The 19459-nt window shown below is 74.1% G+C and carries 15 protein-coding genes; 7 read left to right on the forward strand and 8 right to left on the reverse strand.

Annotation, left to right across the window (positions count from 1 at the left end):
- Positions 1–89: 89 nt before the first annotated feature.
- Complete coding sequence (locus ACFU5G_RS08350; RefSeq protein WP_377242644.1) at positions 90–542, reverse strand: VOC family protein; 453 nt, start codon at positions 540–542, stop codon at positions 90–92.
- Positions 543–585: 43 nt separating this feature from the next.
- Between ACFU5G_RS08350 and ACFU5G_RS08355 the strand changes: the two genes are divergently transcribed.
- Complete coding sequence (locus tag ACFU5G_RS08355; protein WP_377242646.1) at positions 586–1443, forward strand: helix-turn-helix domain-containing protein; 858 nt, start codon at positions 586–588, stop codon at positions 1441–1443.
- A gap of 9 nt (positions 1444–1452) precedes the next feature.
- Entirely contained in the window at positions 1453–3408 is a 1956-nt protein-coding gene (dnaG, locus tag ACFU5G_RS08360) for a DNA primase (protein WP_377242649.1), read from the forward strand.
- 517 nt (positions 3409–3925) lie between these two features.
- On the opposite strand, the gene ACFU5G_RS08365 is transcribed toward dnaG, so the two are convergent.
- A complete protein-coding gene (locus tag ACFU5G_RS08365; RefSeq protein ID WP_377242651.1) occupies positions 3926–4870 on the reverse strand; it encodes an NAD(P)/FAD-dependent oxidoreductase in 945 nt (314 codons plus the stop codon).
- A gap of 62 nt (positions 4871–4932) precedes the next feature.
- On the opposite strand from ACFU5G_RS08365, the gene ACFU5G_RS08370 reads away from it, so the two are divergent.
- Entirely contained in the window at positions 4933–5361 is a 429-nt protein-coding gene (locus ACFU5G_RS08370) for a MerR family transcriptional regulator (protein ID WP_377242653.1), read from the forward strand.
- 103 nt (positions 5362–5464) lie between these two features.
- Here ACFU5G_RS08370 and ACFU5G_RS08375 read toward each other — a convergent pair whose 3' ends face one another.
- Positions 5465–6901 carry an MDR family MFS transporter gene (locus ACFU5G_RS08375; protein WP_377242655.1) on the reverse strand — a complete coding sequence of 479 codons (1437 nt, stop codon included), beginning with the start codon at positions 6899–6901 and terminating at the stop codon, positions 5465–5467.
- Positions 6902–6999: 98 nt separating this feature from the next.
- Positions 7000–7539, reverse strand: coding sequence for a MarR family winged helix-turn-helix transcriptional regulator (locus ACFU5G_RS08380; RefSeq protein ID WP_377242657.1), 540 nt, complete (start codon positions 7537–7539; stop codon positions 7000–7002).
- A gap of 104 nt (positions 7540–7643) precedes the next feature.
- Here ACFU5G_RS08380 and ACFU5G_RS08385 point away from each other — a divergent pair, with 104 nt between their 5' ends.
- Positions 7644–9062 carry an FAD-binding oxidoreductase gene (locus tag ACFU5G_RS08385; RefSeq protein ID WP_377242659.1) on the forward strand — a complete coding sequence of 473 codons (1419 nt, stop codon included), beginning with the start codon at positions 7644–7646 and terminating at the stop codon, positions 9060–9062.
- A gap of 28 nt (positions 9063–9090) precedes the next feature.
- Complete coding sequence (locus tag ACFU5G_RS08390; protein WP_377242661.1) at positions 9091–9498, forward strand: hypothetical protein; 408 nt, start codon at positions 9091–9093, stop codon at positions 9496–9498.
- Between the two features lie 49 nt (positions 9499–9547).
- On the opposite strand, the gene ACFU5G_RS08395 is transcribed toward ACFU5G_RS08390, so the two are convergent.
- The gene (locus tag ACFU5G_RS08395; RefSeq protein WP_377221733.1) at positions 9548–10480 is read right to left on the reverse strand and encodes an aldo/keto reductase family oxidoreductase; all 933 of its coding nucleotides are present in this window, start codon (positions 10478–10480) and stop codon (positions 9548–9550) included.
- Between the two features lie 33 nt (positions 10481–10513).
- Positions 10514–11380: an aldo/keto reductase gene (locus ACFU5G_RS08400; protein ID WP_377242663.1), complete on the reverse strand. Its 867-nt coding sequence runs from the start codon at positions 11378–11380 to the stop codon at positions 10514–10516.
- Positions 11381–11482: 102 nt separating this feature from the next.
- On the opposite strand from ACFU5G_RS08400, the gene ACFU5G_RS08405 reads away from it, so the two are divergent.
- Positions 11483–12367 carry a LysR family transcriptional regulator gene (locus ACFU5G_RS08405; protein WP_377242665.1) on the forward strand — a complete coding sequence of 295 codons (885 nt, stop codon included), beginning with the start codon at positions 11483–11485 and terminating at the stop codon, positions 12365–12367.
- 117 nt (positions 12368–12484) lie between these two features.
- Here the strand turns inward: ACFU5G_RS08405 and ACFU5G_RS08410 are convergent, their stop codons facing one another.
- Together ACFU5G_RS08410 and ACFU5G_RS08415 are read right to left on the reverse strand one after the other, a co-directional pair.
- The gene (locus ACFU5G_RS08410; protein WP_377242667.1) at positions 12485–14629 is read right to left on the reverse strand and encodes an NPCBM/NEW2 domain-containing protein; all 2145 of its coding nucleotides are present in this window, start codon (positions 14627–14629) and stop codon (positions 12485–12487) included.
- 255 nt (positions 14630–14884) lie between these two features.
- Positions 14885–15766, reverse strand: a complete 882-nt coding sequence (locus tag ACFU5G_RS08415) for a helix-turn-helix domain-containing protein (RefSeq protein WP_377242669.1) — start codon at positions 15764–15766, stop codon at positions 14885–14887.
- Between the two features lie 130 nt (positions 15767–15896).
- Between ACFU5G_RS08415 and ACFU5G_RS08420 the strand changes: the two genes are divergently transcribed.
- Entirely contained in the window at positions 15897–19445 is a 3549-nt protein-coding gene (locus ACFU5G_RS08420) for a DUF5107 domain-containing protein (protein ID WP_377242672.1), read from the forward strand.
- The last annotated feature ends 14 nt before the right edge of the window (positions 19446–19459 follow it).

Raw genomic sequence — 19459 nt, forward strand, 5'->3', positions numbered from 1 at the left:
CGCGCTAGCCCGGCAAACCGCATCAGGGAGCGTGTCAGACGTACTGATCACCCGGGTGACCTGTACGTCTGACACGTCGGGCGGGGGCGTCAGTCGCGGGCCGCGACCCAGGCGTCGCTCGCGCGCTGGACGTCGTCGGGCGTGACCGACTCCGCGACCGTCACGAAGTACCAGCGGTGCCCGAACGGGCAGCGCACCGCGGCCTGCCGGAACCCCTCGAACCAGTCCGCCGGCTCGGCCAGGCTGGTCGCGCCGGCGCCGATCGCCCGCGCGTAGGCGGCGTCGGTGTCCGCCACCGGGATCGTGAAGCTCGCGTGCGTCGGCGCGCCCGGCTCGGGCGCCGCCGAGTCGGGCGGGAACGCGCCGGCCACGGTGAACGTCGACTCACCCGCGGCGGACCGCAGGATCAGGTCGGAGTGGATCACGGCGTCGCCCGCGGTGATCACGTCGAGCGTCTCGGCGCCCAGCGCGGCCTCGTAGAACGCGATGGCGGCCCGGGCGTCGGACACGGTGATGTTGGGGTGCAGGGCTGAGTTCTTCATGCCACCGATGCTCGCGCCTGCCGGATGTGCCAGTCTTGGAATTATGCGACAGGTGTTCGACGGCGAGACGGTGAACAGCGCCCTGGAGTCCGGGCCCACGCTCGGCATCGTGAACCCCGTGCGGGCGCGCGACCGGTTCGCGCTGGCCCGCGTGGAGCCGGCTGCCGACCTCGCCGACCTCGTGGACTGGCACTGGGTGATCACCTGGGACCTGCCGCCCGGGGCCGCGTTCACGCAGAACGTCATGCCGCACCCCGTGGGGCACGTGGTCGCCGAGCGCGAGGGGTTCCTCGCCTACGCCATGCCCGCCGGCCTCTTCGAGCGCACCCTTGCCGGAACCGGCGCCGTGGTCGGCACCAAGCTGCGCCCCGGCGGCTACCGCGCCCTGCTCGGGCTGGCCCACCCGGGGGAGCGCGGCGCCGTCGGGCCGGCCGCCTTCCTCGGCCCGACGGCGCCGCTCGCCTGCGAGGAGGCCCTCGCCCAGGCCTCGGCCGGGCGGCCCGACGCCGCCGTCCGCACCGTCACCCCGCTGCTGCGGGCCGCCGTCGAACGGTCCCGCACCACCCGGTCCACGGCGGCGCTGGCCGCCCTGCGCGAGGCGTTCTCCGTCATCGCCGACGCCGTGCCGGGCACGTCCGTCACGGCGCTCGCCGGCCGGCTCGGCACCACGCCGCGCTCGCTGCAGCGGCTGTTCGCCGACTGGGTGGGGGTGAGCCCCAAGTGGGTGCTGCGGCGGCACCGCGTGCACCTCGCCGCCGAGATGCTCGGCCGCGACCCCGGGCTGGACCTGGCGGGGCTGGCGGCCGCCGTCGGCTACTACGACCAGGCGCACTTCTCCGGGGACTTCGTCCGTGCCGTCGGCGTCCCGCCGGGGGAGTACGCCCGTTCCTGCCGGGCATAGAATTCCGACGTGGCCGGGCTGATCAGACGCGAGGATGTGGACCAGGTCCGCGAGCGCGCGCGGATCGACGAGATCGTCTCGGCGCACGTGACCCTCAAGCCCGCGGGCGTGGGCGCGCTGGTGGGGCTGTGCCCCTTCCACGACGAGCGCAGCCCCAGCTTCAACGTGCGGCCCAGCGTGGGCCGGTACCACTGCTTCGGCTGTGGCGAGGGCGGCGACGTCATCGAGTTCGTCATGAAGATGGACGGGCTGAGCTTCACCGAGGCCATCGAGTACCTCGCGGGCAAGACGGGCGTGCAGCTGCGCTACGAGGAGGGCGGCAACGCCCGCCCGCGGGAGGAGCCGGGCAAGCGCCAGCGCCTGCTGGAGGCGCACCGGGTGGCCGCGGACTTCTACGCGGAGCAGCTCATGGGGCCCGACGCGACGGCGGCGCGCACGTTCCTGGCGGAGCGCAGCTTCGACCGTTCCGACGCCGAGCTGTTCGGCGTGGGGTTCGCGCCCAAGGGCTGGGACTCCCTGCAGCGCCACCTCCAGGGCCGCGGGTTCACGCAGGCGGAGCTGGTGGCCAGCGGCCTGATGTCGCAGGGGCAGCGGGGCATCTACGACCGGTTCCGCGGGCGTGTCATGTGGCCCATCCGGGACGTGACGGGCGCGGTGATCGGGTTCGGCGCGCGCCGCCTGTTCGAGGACGACCAGGGGCCCAAGTACCTGAACACCCCGGAGACGAGCCTCTACAAGAAGTCGCACGTGCTGTACGGGATCGACCTCGCCAAGCGGGAGATCGCCAAGGGCAAGCGCGTCGTGGTGGTCGAGGGCTACACGGACGTCATGGCGGCGCACCTGTCGGGTGTGACGACGGCGGTGGCCACCTGCGGTACGGCCTTCGGCGGCGACCACGCGAAGGTGGTGCGGCGCCTGCTGGGCGACACGACCGCGGGCGGCGGCATGCAGCTCGCCTCCGGCGGAACCGTGGGCGGCGAGATCATCTTCACGTTCGACGGCGACGCGGCCGGGCAGAAGGCGGCCGAGCGCGCCTACGGCGAGGACCAGCGGTTCTTCGCGCAGACGTACGTGGCGGTCGCCGACGACGGCATGGACCCCTGCGACCTGCGCATGGCCAAGGGCCCGGAGGCGGTGCGGGCGCTGGTGGACGGGCGCAAGCCGCTGTTCGCGTTCGTGATCCAGGCCAAGATCAGGCAGTTCGACCTGAACACGGTCGAGGGGCGCGTGCTCGCGGTGCGGGCGGCGGCGCCGGAGATCGTGGGCATCCGCGACCGCAGCCAGCGTGACGGGTACGTGCGCCAGGTCGCGGGCTGGATCGGCACGGAGGTGGACGAGGTGCGGCGCGAGGTGGCGCGCGCGGCGTCGACGCCGGCGCAGCGCCGCCCGGCGGACCGGCCGGACGGCGCCCGCCCGCCGTCGGGGGTGACCCCGGTGGCCGGCGCCGCGCCGGGCGGGGGTCGACCGGCGCAGGTGGCGCAGCTGCCGGCGCCCGACCCGCGCGACCCCGTGGCCCGCGACGAGCGGCTCGCGCTGGTGGCGGTGCTGCAGTACCCGCAGCACGTGCCGGCGTCGTTCGACGAGCTGGCCGAGGACGCGTTCGCGGTGCCGGCGTGGCGCGCGGTGCACGCCGCGATCCGGGCGGCCGGGGGAGTGGCCGTGGGGCGAGAGCAGTCGGCCGCGCAGTGGGTCTCGGCCGTGCTGGAGCGGGCCCCCGAGTCGGTGGCGATCGTGGTGACCCAGCTGTCGGTCGCCTCGCTGCCCGAGGACCGGGAGGCGGCGGTCGCGGCGTTCGTCGAGGGCCTGGTGCGGCGCGTCGTCGACCTGGGCCTCAAGCGCCGGATCGACGACGCGCGCAGCCGCCTGCAGCGGCTGGACCCGTCCGACGAGAGCGCCTACAACGCGGCGTTCGCCGAGCTGCTGGCGATCGAGAGCGAGCGCAGGGCGCTCCGCGAGAGCGCGTGAGGGCTGGCTCGTCTGAGGCACTGGTCCTCAGTTCGGCAGTCTGCATCGAGATCGGTCCACCGCTGGACCGATCTCGATGCAACCTGCCGATGTGGTGGGCTTCAGCCAGGGGCATGCCGACCTGGCGGCAGCCAACTGCTGACCTGGCCATGTCCTGGGGGCACTGGCGCCGAGGTCGGCAGTCTCCTGGGTGCCCGCCTCCATGTCGGCACTTTGCATCCAGGTCGGCACAGGCCTGGACCGATCTCGATGCAGAGTGCCGATGTGGTGGGCTCAGGCCAGGAGACTGCCGACTTGGTGGGTTCGCCGTCAGGGGAGGGCCGACCTGGCCATGTCCTGGTGTGCTAGCGCTGAAGTCGGCAGCCTCCTGGGTGCCCGCCTCCATGTCGGCACTCTGCATCCAGGTCGGCACAGGCCTGTGCCGACCTCAATGCAGACTGCCGACCCGGCGGCCTCGCCGTCAGGGAACTGCCGACCCGGCTGGCCCGCCGTCAGGGGGCTGCCGACCCGCGGCGCGTCAGGACGCCGTCGGCGCCGGGTGGTCGCGGCCCAGGAGGTCGGCGTCCAGGGACACCGCTGCGAGCTGGCCCGACGCCGCCGCCATGAGCACCGACGCCATCGGCCCCGGCATCGCCGCGGTGTGCGCCATGTCGCCCGCGGCGAACACCCCGGGCAGGCTGGTGCGGGCCATCGCGTCCACCTCGACGGCGCCCGACGGCAGCAGGGTCAGCCCGAGCTGCTCGGCGAACGGCGCCCGCTGACCGAACTCGGCCGCGACGAAGATGCCCCCGACCTCCTCGTCCGGCCCCTCGGCGAACACGACCCGCGCGCCGTCGGCGGTGGCCACCAGCTCCTTGACGGGCTCGGGCCGCACGGGCACCCCGGCGTCCGCCAGCAGCACCCGCGTGTCGGCGTCGAGCTCCCCGCCGTCGGCCAGGACTGTCAGGCGGCTCGCGATGCGCTCCAGGAGGAACGCGACCCGGGCCACGTGCGGGCCGTTGCCGAGCACTGCCACGGGCCTGCCGCTGAGCTCGTGCCCGTGGCAGTAGGGGCACACGGCCGCGACCGTGCCGAACAGCGGCTCCAGGCCGGGGATCGAGGGCAGGGTGTCGCGCAGCCCGGTCGCGAGCACGACGCCGCGGGTGGTCAGGTGCTCGCCGCCCACCTCGACCCGGAACCCGGCGCCGTCGGGCACGACGGCGGTCGCGGCGCCCTCCCGGACCGTCACCGTCGCGTACGCGGCGAGCTCCCCGCGGGCCACGGCGCGGAACTCGGCCGGGGGGCGGCCGTCGTTGGTCACCACGTTGTGCATGTGCTCGGCGGCCGCGTTGCGGTACTCGCCGGAGTCGAGCAGCAGCACGCGCCGGTGCATGCGGCCGAGCGTGAGGGCGGCCTGGAGGCCGGCGGGGCCGCCGCCGATCACGACGGCGTCGTAGGAGGTCAGAGGGGGTGTGGCGGACATGGCAGGGCTCCGTTTCCCGGGACGTCTTGCGGTACCACCCCAGGATGTGACTTCATGTTGACATGAAGTCAAGCGAGACCTGGTCGGTCGGCGAGACGGCCCGTCGGTTCGGGCTGGAGACCCACGTGCTGCGCTACTGGGAGGACGAGGACCTGCTGCGCCCGGCGCGCGACGGCGCCGGGCGGCGGCGCTACGGGCGCGACGACGTCGTGCGGGTGGGCGTCATCGTGCGCAGCAAGGCCGCGGGCATGAGCCTGGAGCAGGTCCGCGTCATGCTCGACGCCGGGGCGTACGACCGGCACCAGGTCCTGGAGGCGCACATCGCCGACCTGGACCGCCGGATGGCCGACATGGCGGCGTCCCGCGCGATGACGGAGCACGCGCTGCAGTGCCGGGCGCACGACATCGCGACCTGCCCCGGCTTCCGCAAGCACGTGCAGGACGTGCTCGATGGAGTCCGGGAGGGCTTCGTCGTCACGCAGCCCGCGTAACCGTCACGCAGCCCGCGTAACCGTCACGCAGCCCGCGTAACCGTCACGCAGCCCGCGTAACCGTCACGCAGCCCGCGTAACTGTCACGCAGCCCGCGTAACTGTCACGCGGACTGCGTGACCTTCGGGTTGTCGCGGGGGAGCAGCAGCACCGTCACGATCATCACCGCGGCGCAGGCCACGACGCACCAGAAGACCAGGTGCATCGCGTTCGCGAGCCCGGCCCCCTCCGGCGTGCCGTCCGCGCCGACGACGGTCAGGGCGTTGACCACCGCGCCGAGCGCGGCGACCCCGACGGCCTGCCCGATCGAGCGGGCGAACATGTTGGTCGCGGTCACGGCGCCGCGCTCGCCCCAGCCCACGCTGTGCTGGGCGGCGAGCAGGGTCGGCACGGCCACCAGGCCCATGCCCAGCCCGATCACGAACACGGCGGCCGAGATCTGCCAGACGGCGGCGTCGGCGTCGAGCAGGAGCGTGAGCAGCGCACCCGCCAGCACGACCACGGAGCCGATGGTGCTGGTCCAGCGGAAGCCGATCGCCAGGTAGACGCGCCCCGACAGCGTGGCCGCGATGGGCCAGCCGAGCGTGAGCGCGGCCAGCGCGAACCCGGCCACCAGCGGCCCCACACCGAGCACGCCCTGCGCGTAGATCGGGATGTAGGTGGACAGGCCGAGCGTGATGACGCCGACCATCAGCGACGCCGCCGTCGACGCGCCCACGACCCGGCGGCGCAGCAGCCGCAGGTCGAAGATCGGGTGCGGGTTGCGGCGCGCCGCCAGGGCGAACGCGACCAGCAGCGCCACGGCGGCGACGAAGATCGCGATCGACTGCCCGGAGGCCCAGCCCCAGGCGTGGCCGCCCTCCAGCAGGCCTAGCACCAGCAGCGTGCTGCCGCCCGTGAGCAGCACGGCGCCCACGTAGTCGACGGGCTCGCGGGCGCCGTCGCGCTGCTTCTCGTGGAACTTGCGCCAGATCGCGAAGAGGGCCACGGCCCCGATCGGCACGTTGACCCAGAAGATCCAGCGCCAGCTCACGAACTGGCTGAACACGCCGCCCAGCGTCGGGCCGAGCACCGACGAGATCGCCCACACGCTGGCCATGTAGCCCTGCGTCTTGGCGCGCTCGGCGAGCGTGTAGATGTCGCTCGTGATCGTCATGGACATCGGCAGGATCGCGCCGGCGCCCAGGCCCTGCAGCACCCGGAACCAGATCAGGGCCGGCATGGTCAGGGCCACGGCGCACAGGATCGAGCCGAGCAGGAACAGGGCGATGCCCACGAGGATCACGCGCTTGCGGCCGAACACGTCGGCCAGCCGCCCGTACAGCGGGACGGTCACCGCCTGCGCCAGCGTGTACGCGGAGAAGAGCCAGGGGACCTGCTCGAACGCGCCGAGCTCGCGCGCGATCGTGGTCGAGGCGGTGGCGAGGATCGTGGCGTCGAGCGCCACCAGCGCCGTGGCGAGCATGAGTGCGCCGAGGATGGGACCACGGTCGCCGCGCAGGCCGAGCCGCGTGTCGGTGGTGGTGGACGTCGCGGTCATGCCTGGGGTTCCGGGGTGTGCTGCACGACACCTACAAGGTTGCCCGGGGCACCGCCTATTCCCGGTCGCCGGGTGTTTTATTCCCGGCGGTTGCCGGCTCAGCCCCGGCGGTTGCCCGGCCAGCCCTCCGGCAGGATGTCGCGCCCGCCGTCGGGCACCGCCTCGGCCAGGCGGCCCAGCGTGGCGAAGAAGGTGTCGGTATCGGCCGCGTCGGGGCCGATCGCGGCCCGTAGGGTCCGGTCGAAGTCGATCGCCTCCGCCTTGAGCCGCCGGAAGAGGGCCTCGCCGTCGTCGGTGACCTCGATGCGCTGCACCCGCCGGTTGGTCTCCTGGCGGGTGCGCGCGATCAGCCCCTTGTCCTCCATGCCGCGCAGGTGGTGGGTGAGGGTGGCCTCCCGGATGCCGACGGCGTGCGCCAGCTCCCGCTGCGTGGCCGGCGTGCCCTGGTGCAGCGCGAGCAGGATGTGCCAGACCTGCCAGCTCGCGCCCTGGTCGGAGAGCTGCGCGTCGAACGCCCGCATCACCCGGTGCACGGACTGCCACATCGCCACCGCCACCGGCACGGGCCCGGCCTGCGCCGGGTTCACCCCTTGCGCGGGGCCGTCTGGATCGCCGCCGGGCCGTCCGCTTGGTTGCATGGACGCAGGATAGTTCGGCCCTTCCCGAAATGCATTGACGCCTAATCCTTAGATGCCTAACGTTTGTCACCTGGAAGATCCGGTACCGACACGGAGGCTCGACGATGGCCACGCAGGACACCCCCAGCACCACCGGCTCCACCACTACCTCCGGGACGCTCGACGGCGCCCTGGCACCCCTCGCGGCCGCGCTCGGCGACCGCCTGCTCACCCCGGCGTCCGACGGGTTCGCCGACGCCGCCGCCGTGTTCATGGGCGGCACCGAGCGCACACCGGCCGCGGTGGCGCGCGTGCGCGACACCGACGAGGTCGCGACGGCGCTCGCCGTCGCGCACCGCGCCGGCCTGCCGGTCGCCGTGCGCGCCGGCGGCCACAACCTCGCCCGGCACAGCCTGCTCGACGGCGGGCTGGTGCTGGACCTGCGCCTCATGGACGGCGTCGAGATCGACCGGGACGCCGGCGTCGGGCGGGCGCAGGGCGGCGTGCTCGCGGGCGACTACATCGCCGCGGCCGGCGAGCACGGTCTGGCCACCGGGTTCGGCGACACCGGCGGCGTCGGCCTCGCGGGCCTCGCGCTCGGTGGCGGCATCGGCTACCTCAGCCGGGCCCACGGGCTCACCGTCGACAACGTGCTGGGCGCCGAGGTGGTCCTCGCGGACGGCCGGGTGGTCCGGGCCGACGCCGACGAGAACCCCGACCTCTACTGGGCGCTGCGGGGCGGCGGCGGCAACTTCGGCGTCGTCACCGAGATCGAGCTGCGGCTGCGCGAGCTGCCGGTGGTCACCGGCGGCATGTTCGTCTGGCCCGCCGAGCCGGCCACGCTCGCGGGCGTGCTGACGGCGCTGGCCGAGGCGCCCGCCGAGCTGTCGGGCATGGTCAACGTCCTGGTGGCCCCGCCCCTGCCGATGCTGCCCGCGGAGGCGCACGGCAAGCCGATCGTCATGGCGCTCGTGTGCTTCGCCGGCCCGGCGGACCAGGCCGAGGCGGTCTACGCCCCGCTCCGCGCGCTCGCCCCCGTGCACGACAGCGTGGGCGAGATCGCCTACCCCGAGATGTTCGCGGGCGTCGGCGGCCCGGAGGGCGGCATGCCGGGCGACGCCCGGACCGGTTTCCTCGGGGACGGCGCCTGGGCGCCCGACGAGGCGTGGGCCACCGCGGCCGTCGGGGCCGTGCTCGGAGCGCCGCCCGGCGTCGCGGCCGTGAACCTGCGGCCCATGGGCGGCGCGATCGCGAACGCCGACCCGGCGGACACGGCCTTCGCGCACCGCGACGCGGCCTGGATGGTCACGGTGCAGGGCATGACCCCACAGCTCGACGGACTGGCCGGGCTGCGGGAGTGGATCACCTCGACGGCCGACACGCTCGGCGTCGGCGGGCGCGGGTACGTGAACTTCATGTCCACCGCCACGGAGGAGGACGTGCGCAACGCCTATCCCGAGGCGACGCTGGCCCGGCTGCGCGAGGTCAAGCGGGCGTACGACCCGGGAAACCTCTTCGCGTCCAACCACAACGTGCGTCCGTGAGCAGGGCCGGGCACGAGATAATCGGCGTGTGAAGCGCGTCGGTGACCAGAACGAGATGCTGGCCGGCCGGTCTGCGGCCGAGTTCTTCCGCCTGTCGAGAAGACTGGCCCTGCTGATCGCTCCGGCGATCGTGATCACGGCCGTGCTCATGCTCGTCCTCGGCGACTCGTTCGCCGGCAGCGTGGCCTTCGGGATCGCCGTGGTCGTGGTCCTGGCGCTCGTCGTCGTCGCCGGTCTCGCCCAGTCCAAGGCGAAGTTCAAGGAGGCGCGCGAGTTCTACGCGGGGTACACGACGCTCAGGGGCGTCCATCCCGCCGTCGACCAGGTCGATCCCCGGTCGGGTCGGGTCATCCGCGTCGCGGGCGAGCCGTTCCTGACGCGGGACGAGCACGACAGCCGGACCGCGCTGGTCCGGCAGGCCAGATCGGACGCCTGACGCCGTCGGGTGCGGGCGCCGGCCGTAGCCGGCGCCCGCGGTCAGCGGGTCACGGGACCGTGTAGCCCGCCGTCCGGAACATCTCGTACCACTCGGCGCGCGTGAGCGGCACCTCGGACCCGAGCGCGGCGCCCGCGACCCGCTCCGGGTTGGTGGTGCCGAGCACCACCTGCATCTGCGCGGGGTGGCGCGTGATCCAGGCGGTGGCGATCGCGATGGCCGGCACGTCGTACTTCTTCGCGAGCCGGTCGATCACGGCGTTCAGCTCGGGGTAGTCCGGCGAGCCGAGGAACACGCCGTTGAAGAACCCGGCCTGGAACGGCGACCAGGCCTGCACAGTGATGTCGTGCAGACGGCAGTAGTCCAGCGTGCCGGAGTCGCGGCTGACCGACTGGTCCAGCCCCTGCATGTTCGCGGCCACGCCCTGCGCCACGAGCGGCGCGTGCGTCACCGAGAGCTGGAGCTGGTTGGCCACGAGCGGCTGCGTCACTGACTTGCGCAGCAGCTCGATCTGGCCCGGCGTGTGGTTCGAGACGCCGAACGCCCGCACCTTGCCCGACGCCGACAGCTCGTCGAACGCGCGCGCCACCTCGTCCGGCTCCACGAGGGCGTCCGGGCGGTGCAGCAGCAGGATGTCGATGTAGTCGGTGCCGAGCGCGGCGAGCGAGCCCTCGACCGACTCGACCAGGTGCTCGTACGAGTAGTCGAAGTACGGCCCCTCGCGCACGATGCCGGCCTTGGTCTGCAGCACGATCTGCTCGCGCTCCGACGAGGTGAGCTGCATGGCCTCGGCGAACCGGGTCTCGCAGCCGTGCAGGGCCGAGCCGTAGACGTCGGCGTGGTCGAAGAACGAGATGCCGGCGTCCCGGGCCGTCTTGACCAGGGTGCGCACCTCCTCGTCCGTCTTCTCCTGGATGCGCATGAGGCCCAGGACGACGTTCGGGACGGTGAGCTCCGTCCCGGGCAGGGTGAAGGTCTTCACGGGGTTTCTCTCCAGTCGTTGATGCGGTAGGGCTCAGGCCGCCGACAGGCGGGCGACCTCGTCGGCGGTGAGCGTCAGCTCGGACGCCTGGGCCGAGTCGGTGATGCTCTCCGGGCGCGACGCCCCGGGGATCGGCACGACGACGGGCGCCAGCGCGAGCTCCCACGCCAGCGTCACACGGAACGGGGACACCCCGTGCGCGTCGGCGATCTCCCGGAACGCCGAGTACTCGGCGCCGAGCTCGCCCGAGCGGGCCAGCGAGATGCCGCCCAGCGGGCTCCACGGCAGGAACGCGATGCCCAGCTCGGCGCACAGCTCGAGCTCCGGCAGCGAGGAGCGGAAGCGCGGCGAGAACTGGTTCTGCACGGACACGAGCCGGCCGCCCAGGATGTCGTTGGCCTCGCGGATCTGGTCCGGGTTCGCGTTCGAGATGCCCGCCAGCTCGATGACGCCCTCGTCGAGCAGGTCGCGGATCGCGCCCACGGAGTCGCCGTAGGGCACGTTCGGGTCCGGCCGGTGGAACTGGTAGAGGCCGATGGCGTCGACGCCGAGCCGCTTGGCCGACGCCTTCGCGGCCTCCTTGAGGTACTCGGGCCGGCCGTCCTTGGTCCAGGACCCGTCGCCGGGCCGCAGGTGGCCGCCCTTGGTGGCGACCAGCACGCCGGAGGTGTCGCCGCCGTAGGACCGCAGGGCCTCGGCGATGAGCTCCTCGTTGTGCCCCACCTCGTCGGCGAACTGGTGGTAGGCGTCGGCGGTGTCGATCAGAGTGACGCCCGCGTCGAGGGCGGCGTGGATCGTGGCGATCGAGCGCTCGCGGTCGGGCCGGCCCTCGATGGACATCGGCATGCCGCCGAGGCCGATCGCGGAGACGGGACGGCCGCCGATGGAACGGAGCTGCATGGTTTCTCCTCGTGTCGCAACGGGTTCGGACCAGAGACTAGGAAGCGATAACCTAGAAGTCCAACAACTCCTCATCATCATTCCCAGAACTGGTATTTCTTAATGGAACTGCGTCAGATGGAATACCTCGTGGCGCTGGCGGAAGAACGCCAGTTCACGAGGGCCGCCGAGCTCACCGGCGTCTCCCAGTCCGGGCTGTCCGCCGCCATCCGTAACCTCGAGGTCGAGCTGGGCACCAAGCTGTTCACCAGGACCACCCGCCGGGTCGAGCCCACCGAGGCGGGCCTGGCGCTCCTGCCTTTCGCCCGGTCCATGCTCTCCTCCGCGACGGAAGCTCGCGATGCGGTGGTCCAGGTCTCGCGCGAGCTCGCGGGCACGCTGCGGGTCGGCGCGGAGCAGTGCCTCGGCCTCGTCGACGTCGCCACGCTGCTGGAACGCTTCCACCGGCGCTACCCGCGCGTGGAGATCGCGTTCACGCAGGCGGGCTCGCACGAGCTCCTGGCCGGGGTGCGCGACGGCGACCTCGACGCCGCGTTCGTCGCCACGGCCGACCACGTGGGCGTGCTGCCGCGCGTCGTCCTGGGCGAGGAGCCGGTGGTGTTCCTCTGCCCGCCCGACCACCCGCTGGCCGCCCGCGCCGCCGTGGACCGCGCCGAACTGGGCGGGGACAGCTTCATCGACTTCCACCCGTCCTGGGCGATCCGCCAGCTGAACGACGACGCGTTCGCGGCGCGGGGCGTGCGCCGTCGGGTCCGGTTCACGGTCAACGACGTGCACACGCTGCTGGACCTGGTCGACCGGGGTCTCGGCGTCGCCGTCGTGCCGCGGCACGTCGCGGCCAAGCCGCAGGCCGCCCGCCTGGTCTCCGTCCCGGTCGCGGCCGACGGCGCCGCGGACTGGGTGGTCTCGATGGTCACCACCCCGGACCGCGCGGACTCCCCGGCCCCCCACCTGGCCGAGCTCCTGTCGGACGCGCCGGCATGCTGACTGTTCGGGCCCGGCCGGGGCCGGCCCAGGCAGGGAGGCGAACGTAGGGTTGGTCGGCGTGTCAGCGCTGGGACGCCGACCAACCCTACGTTCGGTGGCTCTGGCTCTGGCTCTGGATCAGGCGCAGGTGAGGTTCAGCGACAGCCAGTCGGCCCGGTCGTTGTAGCCGCCGTCGCCCGCGTCATCGACGCGGAGGCTCAGGTCGCGGATGCCCGTCACGTCCGCCTCGAACGCGATTGCCTCGCCCCGCTCCACCGTGCCGCTGCTCCAGAGGGTCTCGCCGTCGCCGACGACGTCGAACGTCGCGGTGCCGCCCTCCGGGCCGACCGTGCCGACGACGTCGTCGATGCCGACGCTCCCGGTCAGCGTGGTGCACGCGGCGCCGAGGTAGTAGCGGACCCGGGACGGGCTGGCGACGCCGAGCCCGGTCTCGTGCACCGTGCCCGCGACCGTGAGGGGCGAGCCGCCGCCCACGCTCTGGTCCACCGTGGGCGTCAGCCAGCCGCTGGTCGCGCTCACCCAGGGGTGCCGGGACAGCACGACGTCGCCGCCGGCCGGCGCCCCGGGCGCGACCGTCACGCTCGACGGCGGCGTCGTGAGGCGCCCGGAGCCGGACGAGACCGTCGCGGCGACGTCGTACCCGCCGGTCTCGGTCCCGGCCGGGACGGACACCGCGAACGCGACCGTCGCCGAGTCACCGGGCCGCACCACGTGCGGGGTGGCGCCCAGCGTGCGGGCCGTCCAGCCCTCGGGAACCGTGAGTGCGACGCGCGGGTCGCGCACGGCCGTGCCGCCGTCGTTGTGTAGCGTCACCTGCGTGGTCAGCCGGTCGCCGGCCGCGGCCAGGAGGTCGGTGGTGGGCGCGACGGCATCCGCCCCGACGGAGGTGAAGGCGGGCGGCGCGGCGACCAGGCGGGGTGCGCCGCCCGGCCGGGACGGCGTGACCCGGAGCAGCGCCGCGCCGTGCGCCGGGACCGCGGCGCGGACCGTGCCCGATGACTGCGTGCGGGCGTCCGTCCAGGTGTCCAGCACCTCGAACGAGCGGCCGCGCAGGCCCAGGTCGCGGGCGGTGGTGGCGACCTCGGCGGCCCGGTCGCCGCGGTTCAGCAGCGCGGCGGCGACCGAACCGTCGGCCAGCGGCTTGGCCCAGGTCTCCGTGGTGCCCGCGGCGCCGACCCGGGTGCCCTGGAGGCCGAGCCGGTCCTGGTCGATGGCCAGCACGTCCTCGTCGAGCAGGATGTCCAGCGACTCCTGGCTCAGGGTGCGGGGGTCGCTGGAGATGACCAGCGGCGCCGCCGCGACGGTCCACAGCGACATCTGGGTGCGGAACTCCTCGGTGGTCATACCGAGCTCCGGGCCCAGGTAGTCCGGGTCGCTGAACCGTCCCGGCCCGGCGACCTCCGGGTGCCGGGCGTTCGCGTCGAAGTTGCGCAGCACGTCCTTGAACTGGATCTGCCCCACGAAGCCGACGTCGGTGTAGGTGCGCCAGGACTCCGCGATGTCGGGCGCGTAGGTCCACGACCACGTGGACTGCTGCTCCTCCGGGTAGTCGCCCCAGTCCGGCGAGGTCACGGGGTTGCAGAGGTTGAAGATCATGGACCGGCCGGAGCTGTTGTTCCGCAGCGCCTGCGCGAACGCCGTGAACGCCTCCTGCGGGTCCAGGTCGGCGGTGATGCCGCACAGGAAGTCGACCTTGACGGCGTCGTAGCCCCACGCCGCGAAGGTGTCGGCGTCGGTCTGGTAGTGGCCGCCGCTGCCCAGGCCGCACGTGCCCGGGATGTACGGGCCGGCGTCGGTGTAGATGCCGGCGCGCAGGCCGCGGTCGTGGATCTCGTCGGCCAGGGCCGCCATGCCGTCGGGGAAGCGCTCGGCGTCGCCCTGCAGGCGGCCGTCGTCGCCGCGGGGTATCTCGTCCTGCCAGCCGCCGTCGAGCCACACGATGTCGTAGCCGGCGTCCGCGAGGCCGGACGAGACCAGGAAGTCCGCGACGTCCAGCACCTCGTCGGCGGTGAAGTCGCCGCCCAGGCCGTAGTAGGTGTTCCAGCCCTGGTAGGGCGTGGGGCTGGGGCTGGGGCTGGGGCTGGGGCTGTCGGGCGCGGGCGCGGGCGCGGGGGCGGGGGCGGCGGGGCCGGCGGGTGCGGGGCTGACGGCGGTCGGTGCCGCCGGTGCCGCCGAGGCGCCCGCCGCCAGGCCGGTCGCGGCCAGGGCTGTCGTGAGCAGGGCGGCACTCGTCCTCGCCGCCCAGGTTCGTACGGTGAACATCCAGGGTCTCCTGACGTCGTCGTCGGTTCGGCGCGCTGCCGAAGGGGGACCCGCCCAGCAAAGCGCCCGCCGGGGCGGCACGGAATGCAGAGGACGACGCACCCGCCTGGACGATCCGACGCGCGGGCTGACGAAGCCCCGACGAGCGGTCGGCAGAATGTCAGGTGGTCGGCACCTCGGAATGCCGACCATCTGGCATTCTGCCGACCACCCGAATCGGCCGGCGGCAGCAGCAGCGCCGGCCCACCCGAGACCTCAGCGGTCGTGCAGCCCCCGGCGGAAGTCCGTCGGGCTGCAGGAGTGCACGCTGCGGAACTGCCGCGAGAAATAGAACGGGTCCGGGTAGCCCACCGAGCGCGCGATGTCGGCGACCGGCAGCTCCGTGGTGATGAGCAGCTCGCACGCCCGGGCCATCCGCAGGCGCTTGACGTACTCGACCACGCCGCCGCCGGTCGCCGCCCGGAAGCGCGCGGAGAAGTGCGACGTGCTCAGGCCGAACCGCCGGGCCAGCGCCGCCACCTCGACGACGGCGTCCAGGTGCGTGCGCAGGTACTCCTGGGCGGCCCGGACGGGTTCGCCGCGCACCGGGCTGCCCGCGGCGGCGTCCGCCCCGAGCTGGGCGAGCACCGACCAGGCGGCACCCGCGCAGCGCAGCAGGCTGGGGTAGGTCTCGTCGGTCTCCAGGGCGTTCACCACACGTTCGAGGTCGGCGACGACGCGCACCAGGTCGTGCACCTCGACGACGGCGACGTCGTCCGGACCGGCGTGCCGGGCCAGGTCGCGCTCGAACTCACCCGCGTCCTCACCCCGGGCGTGCATCCACCAGATCGTCCATGGATCGTCGTCGTCCGCCCAGTACTCGTGCGGCACGCCCGCGGGGATGACGAGCGCCTGAGCAGCGCCGATACGATGCAGACCGCCCGGCGTGCGGCACCAGCCGCGCCCCGCCGAGGACACGATGACGATGGTGCCCACGGCGCCCCGCGCCCGGACCCGCCCGTGGTTGGTCGCGTGCGGAAAATAGCCCGCGTCGGTGACCAGCAGGCGCGAGGTGGGGCCCGCCTGCGACGTCGCGCGGACCACGGTGGTCGGCAGCACCCGCAGGCGCTGTCCGGGAAAGCCGTCACGGATGCGCACCCCTGGAGGGTAGACCCGGCGGCTCGCCCGCGTCAGCCGACGTCGCGCCCGGTGAATCGTCGGATCGTCCAGGCAGTTAAGTCGATACGTCGCTTCCCGGGGTGCCCGGGAGGTTCGTAGCGTCGGTCCCATGCTCGATGTGGAGTCCGTGCTCGAACTGCCCGACCGGCCCGGCGACCTGGCCGGCCGCGCCGCGGCCGCCTGGGAGGCGCCGCTCAACCTGACCACCTATGCGCCCCTGCCCCCCGACCGGTTCCCGGCGTACCTGGACCGGCGCGTGTACCAGGGGTCGTCCGGCCGCGTGTACCCGCTGCCGTTCCACCACCAGATCGCCGACGAGCCCCACCAGCGGGCCTGGCGCGCCGTGCACCTGGAGAACGAGTGGCTGCGCGTGGTCGTGCTGCCGGAGCTCGGCGGGCGCATCCACGTGGCCCGGGAGCGCGGCAGCGGCCGCGACCTGTTCTGGACCAACCCGGTGATCAAGCCCGCCCTCGTGGGGCTGGCCGGGCCGTGGGTGGCCGGCGGCGTGGAGCTCAACTGGCCGCAGCACCACCGCCCCGCCACCTACCTCCCGGTGGACGTCGAGATCGAGGAGGAGCCCGACGGCGCCGTCGTCGTCTGGTGCTCCGACCACGACCCGTTCACGCGGATGAAGGGCATGCACGGCGTGCGCCTGCGGCCCGACAGCGCCGTGCTGGAGCTCACCGTGCGGCTGTACAACCGCAGCGAGCTGCCGCAGTCGTTCCTCTGGTGGGCCAACGTGGCCGCCAAGGTCGACGACGACTACCAGTCGTTCTTCCCGCACGACGTGACCTACGTGGCCGACCACGCCCGGCGCGCGATCACCGCGTTCCCGCACGCCGACCGCCCCTACTACGGCGTCGACTACCCGGCGCTCGCGAGCCAGGGTGGCGACCGCCTCGACTGGTACCGCAACATCCCGGTGCCGACGTCGTACATGTGCCTGGGCAGCGACGAGGAGTTCTTCGGCGGGTACGACCACGCGTCGGGCCTCGGGTTCGTGCACGTGGCGGACCGCGCCATCTCGCCGGGCAAGAAGCAGTGGACCTGGGGCAACGCCCCGTTCGGGCACGCCTGGGACGCCAACCTGGCCGACGACGGCTCGCACTACGTGGAGCTCATGGCCGGGGTGTTCACCGACAACCAGCCCGACTTCGCCTACCTTGCCCCCGGCGAGACCAAGGTGTTCTCCCAGTTCTGGTACCCCGTGCGCGACGTCGGCCCGGTGGACCGGGCGACGCTCGACGCCGCGGTGCGGCTGGAACGGTCGGGTTCCGACGGCGCGGGGACGACGGCGCGCGTCGGCGTCGTCGTACCGCGCCCCCTGGACGATCTGACGGTCACGCTGTCGGACGGCGGGGTGGTGCTCCGGGCCGACGTCGTCGACGTCGACCCGACGCGGCCGGCCCTGCTGGAGCACGCGGTCCCGGCCGGGACGGGCCCGCTCACGGTGACGGTCACCCACGGCGACCGGGTACTGGTCGCCTGGACCGAGGCCGCTGCGGGAGCCGTGCCCGAGCCTGACCCCGCCGAGGAGCCGCCCGCCCCCGACCAGGTCGGCACCGTCGAGGAGCTGGGGCTGATCGCCGCGCACCTGGACCTGTACCGGCACGCCACGCGCGCCCCCGAGCCGTACTGGCACGAGGCCCTCCGACGCGACCCCGGGCACGTGGACAGCCTGGTGGGCCTCGGCCGCCGCGCCTACGTGGCGGGCGACCCGGAGCGGGCCCGCGACCACCTGGAGCGCGCCGTCGAGCGGCTGACCCGGCTGCACCGCAGCCCCCGCGACACGACGGCGCTCTACCTGCTGGGCCTGGTGCGCGAGCAGCTCGGCGACGACGCGGGCGCCTACGACGCGTACGCGCAGGCCGCGTGGTCGCGGGCCTGGCGCGCCCCCGCCGGGTACCGGATGGCGCGCCTCGACGCGCGCGCCGGCCGCCATGACCGGGCCCTCTCCCGGCTCGACGACGTGCGCCGCACCGAGCCCGACCACCTCCAGGCGCTCGCGCTGGCCGTGGTGTGCCACGGGCGGCTGCGGCAGCACGCGGCGGCGACGTCGGCCCTGGCGGCGGCCCGCGCGCTCGACCCGCTCGACGCCTGGCTGCGCCACCTGGACGGGCAGCCCGCGAGCGGCGACGCCCAGATCCTGCTCGACGTCGCGATCGAGCTCGCCGGGGTGGGGGAGCACGAGACCGCCCTGGCCTGCCTCGACGAGGCCGAGGCGCGCGAGGACCACCGGCCCGCCGGGCAGACCGCCGCGCGGCCGCTGCTCGCCTACCACCGCGCCCACGTGCTGGCGCTGGCCGGCCGCGCGGACGAGGCCGCCGCCGAGCGGACCCGGGCCCGCGGCCTGGACGCCACGTGGTGCTTCCCCGGCCGGCTCGCCGACGCCGCCGTGCTGCGGGCGGCGGCCGACGCCGACCCGGCCGACGCCCGCGCGCGGTCGCTCCTGGGCCACTGGACCTACGCCGCCGGCCGCCGGGCCGATGCCCTGGCCCTGTGGCGGTCCGCCGTCGCCCTGGACCCGGCCGACGCCGTGGCCTGGCGCAACATCGGCGTGGCCGCCGTCAACCACGAGCGGGACCTGGCGGCGGCGGGCGAGGCCTACGAGCACGCGCTCGCGGCCGCCCCGGACGACGCCAGGCTGCGGTACGAGACCGACCAGCTCGCGGCGCTGACGGGGGTCGGCCCGGGGGAGCGGCTCGCCGCGCTGCTTGGTAGCGACCATGCACCTGCTGCCAGTCCGGGGGCGGATCTGGCAGGAAGTGCATGGTCGGCTGACGGGGGTCTCGACAGGCTCGACCAGCGGGGTGCCGACCAGCGGGGTGCCGGCCAGCAGGCCGCCGCCCTCGACCGCGACGACCTCGCCGTCGAGGCCCTGCATCTCATGGTCACCGAGGGCCGTGCCGACGAGGCGCTGACGATCCTCGGCGGCCGCCGGCTGCACCCCTGGGAGGGCGGCGAGGGTCAGGCACTCCTGGCCTGGGACCGCGCGCAGACCCACCGCGCGCTGGACGCGCTCGCGGAGGGCCGGGCCGCGGACGCCGTCGGCCACGTGCGCGCCGCCCTCGCGCCGCCGTCGAACCTGGGCGAGGCCCGCCACCCCCTGGCCAGCACCGCGAACCTGCACCTGCTGCTCGGCGACGCGCTCGCGGCGGCCGCCGGCAACCAGGCAGAGTCCGGCAACCAGGCAGAGGCCGACGAAGCCTGGCGCACCGCCGCCGCCCAGCGCGGCGACTTCGTCGAGATGAGCACGCAGGAGCACGGCGAGCAGACCTTCTGGACCGTCCTCGCCCTGCGCCGAACGGGCGAGACAGCCGCCGCCGACGACCTGACGGCGGCCCTGCGCGCCTACCGCGACGCGTACGCCGTCGAGGTGCCGCGCGTCGACTACTTCGCGACGTCGCTGCCCGACCTGCTGCTGTTCGAGGAGGACCCGCTGCGCGTGCGCGACCGGCGCGTGCTGTTCCTCGACGCCCAGCTCGCGCTGCTGGCCGACGACACCGCCACGGCCGGGGCCCTGCTGCGCCGGCCGGAGCTGGCGGCGTCGCGCCACGCGGCCGACCTGCGGCACGCCGTCGCCCGCCGGGGCGAGGCGCTGCTGCACCGGCCTGCCGTCGTCGTCGGGGAGGCTGTGGACCAGGCCCCGGGAATCTGACGGGCGCGGACCTA

This window comes from Promicromonospora sp. NPDC057488, assembly GCF_042802395.1.
Taxonomy (GTDB): Bacteria; Actinomycetota; Actinomycetes; order Actinomycetales; family Cellulomonadaceae; genus Promicromonospora.

What these genes read in the sequence shown, in the direction of transcription:
- ACFU5G_RS08355 (WP_377242646.1), top strand. Translation starts at nt 586, where the DNA reads ATGCGACAGGTGTTCGACGGCGAGACGGTGAACAGCGCCCTGGAGTCC.
- ACFU5G_RS08385 (WP_377242659.1), top strand. Translation starts at nt 7,644, where the DNA reads ATGGCCACGCAGGACACCCCCAGCACCACCGGCTCCACCACTACCTCC.
- ACFU5G_RS08400 (WP_377242663.1), bottom strand. Translation starts at nt 11,380, where the DNA reads ATGCAGCTCCGTTCCATCGGCGGCCGTCCCGTCTCCGCGATCGGCCTC.
- ACFU5G_RS08370 (WP_377242653.1), top strand. Translation starts at nt 4,933, where the DNA reads ATGAAGTCAAGCGAGACCTGGTCGGTCGGCGAGACGGCCCGTCGGTTC.
- ACFU5G_RS08405 (WP_377242665.1), top strand. Translation starts at nt 11,483, where the DNA reads ATGGAACTGCGTCAGATGGAATACCTCGTGGCGCTGGCGGAAGAACGC.
- ACFU5G_RS08350 (WP_377242644.1), bottom strand. Translation starts at nt 542, where the DNA reads ATGAAGAACTCAGCCCTGCACCCCAACATCACCGTGTCCGACGCCCGG.
- ACFU5G_RS08410 (WP_377242667.1), bottom strand. Translation starts at nt 14,629, where the DNA reads ATGTTCACCGTACGAACCTGGGCGGCGAGGACGAGTGCCGCCCTGCTC.
- ACFU5G_RS08420 (WP_377242672.1), top strand. Translation starts at nt 15,897, where the DNA reads ATGCTCGATGTGGAGTCCGTGCTCGAACTGCCCGACCGGCCCGGCGAC.
- ACFU5G_RS08365 (WP_377242651.1), bottom strand. Translation starts at nt 4,870, where the DNA reads ATGTCCGCCACACCCCCTCTGACCTCCTACGACGCCGTCGTGATCGGC.
- ACFU5G_RS08380 (WP_377242657.1), bottom strand. Translation starts at nt 7,539, where the DNA reads ATGCAACCAAGCGGACGGCCCGGCGGCGATCCAGACGGCCCCGCGCAA.
- ACFU5G_RS08375 (WP_377242655.1), bottom strand. Translation starts at nt 6,901, where the DNA reads ATGACCGCGACGTCCACCACCACCGACACGCGGCTCGGCCTGCGCGGC.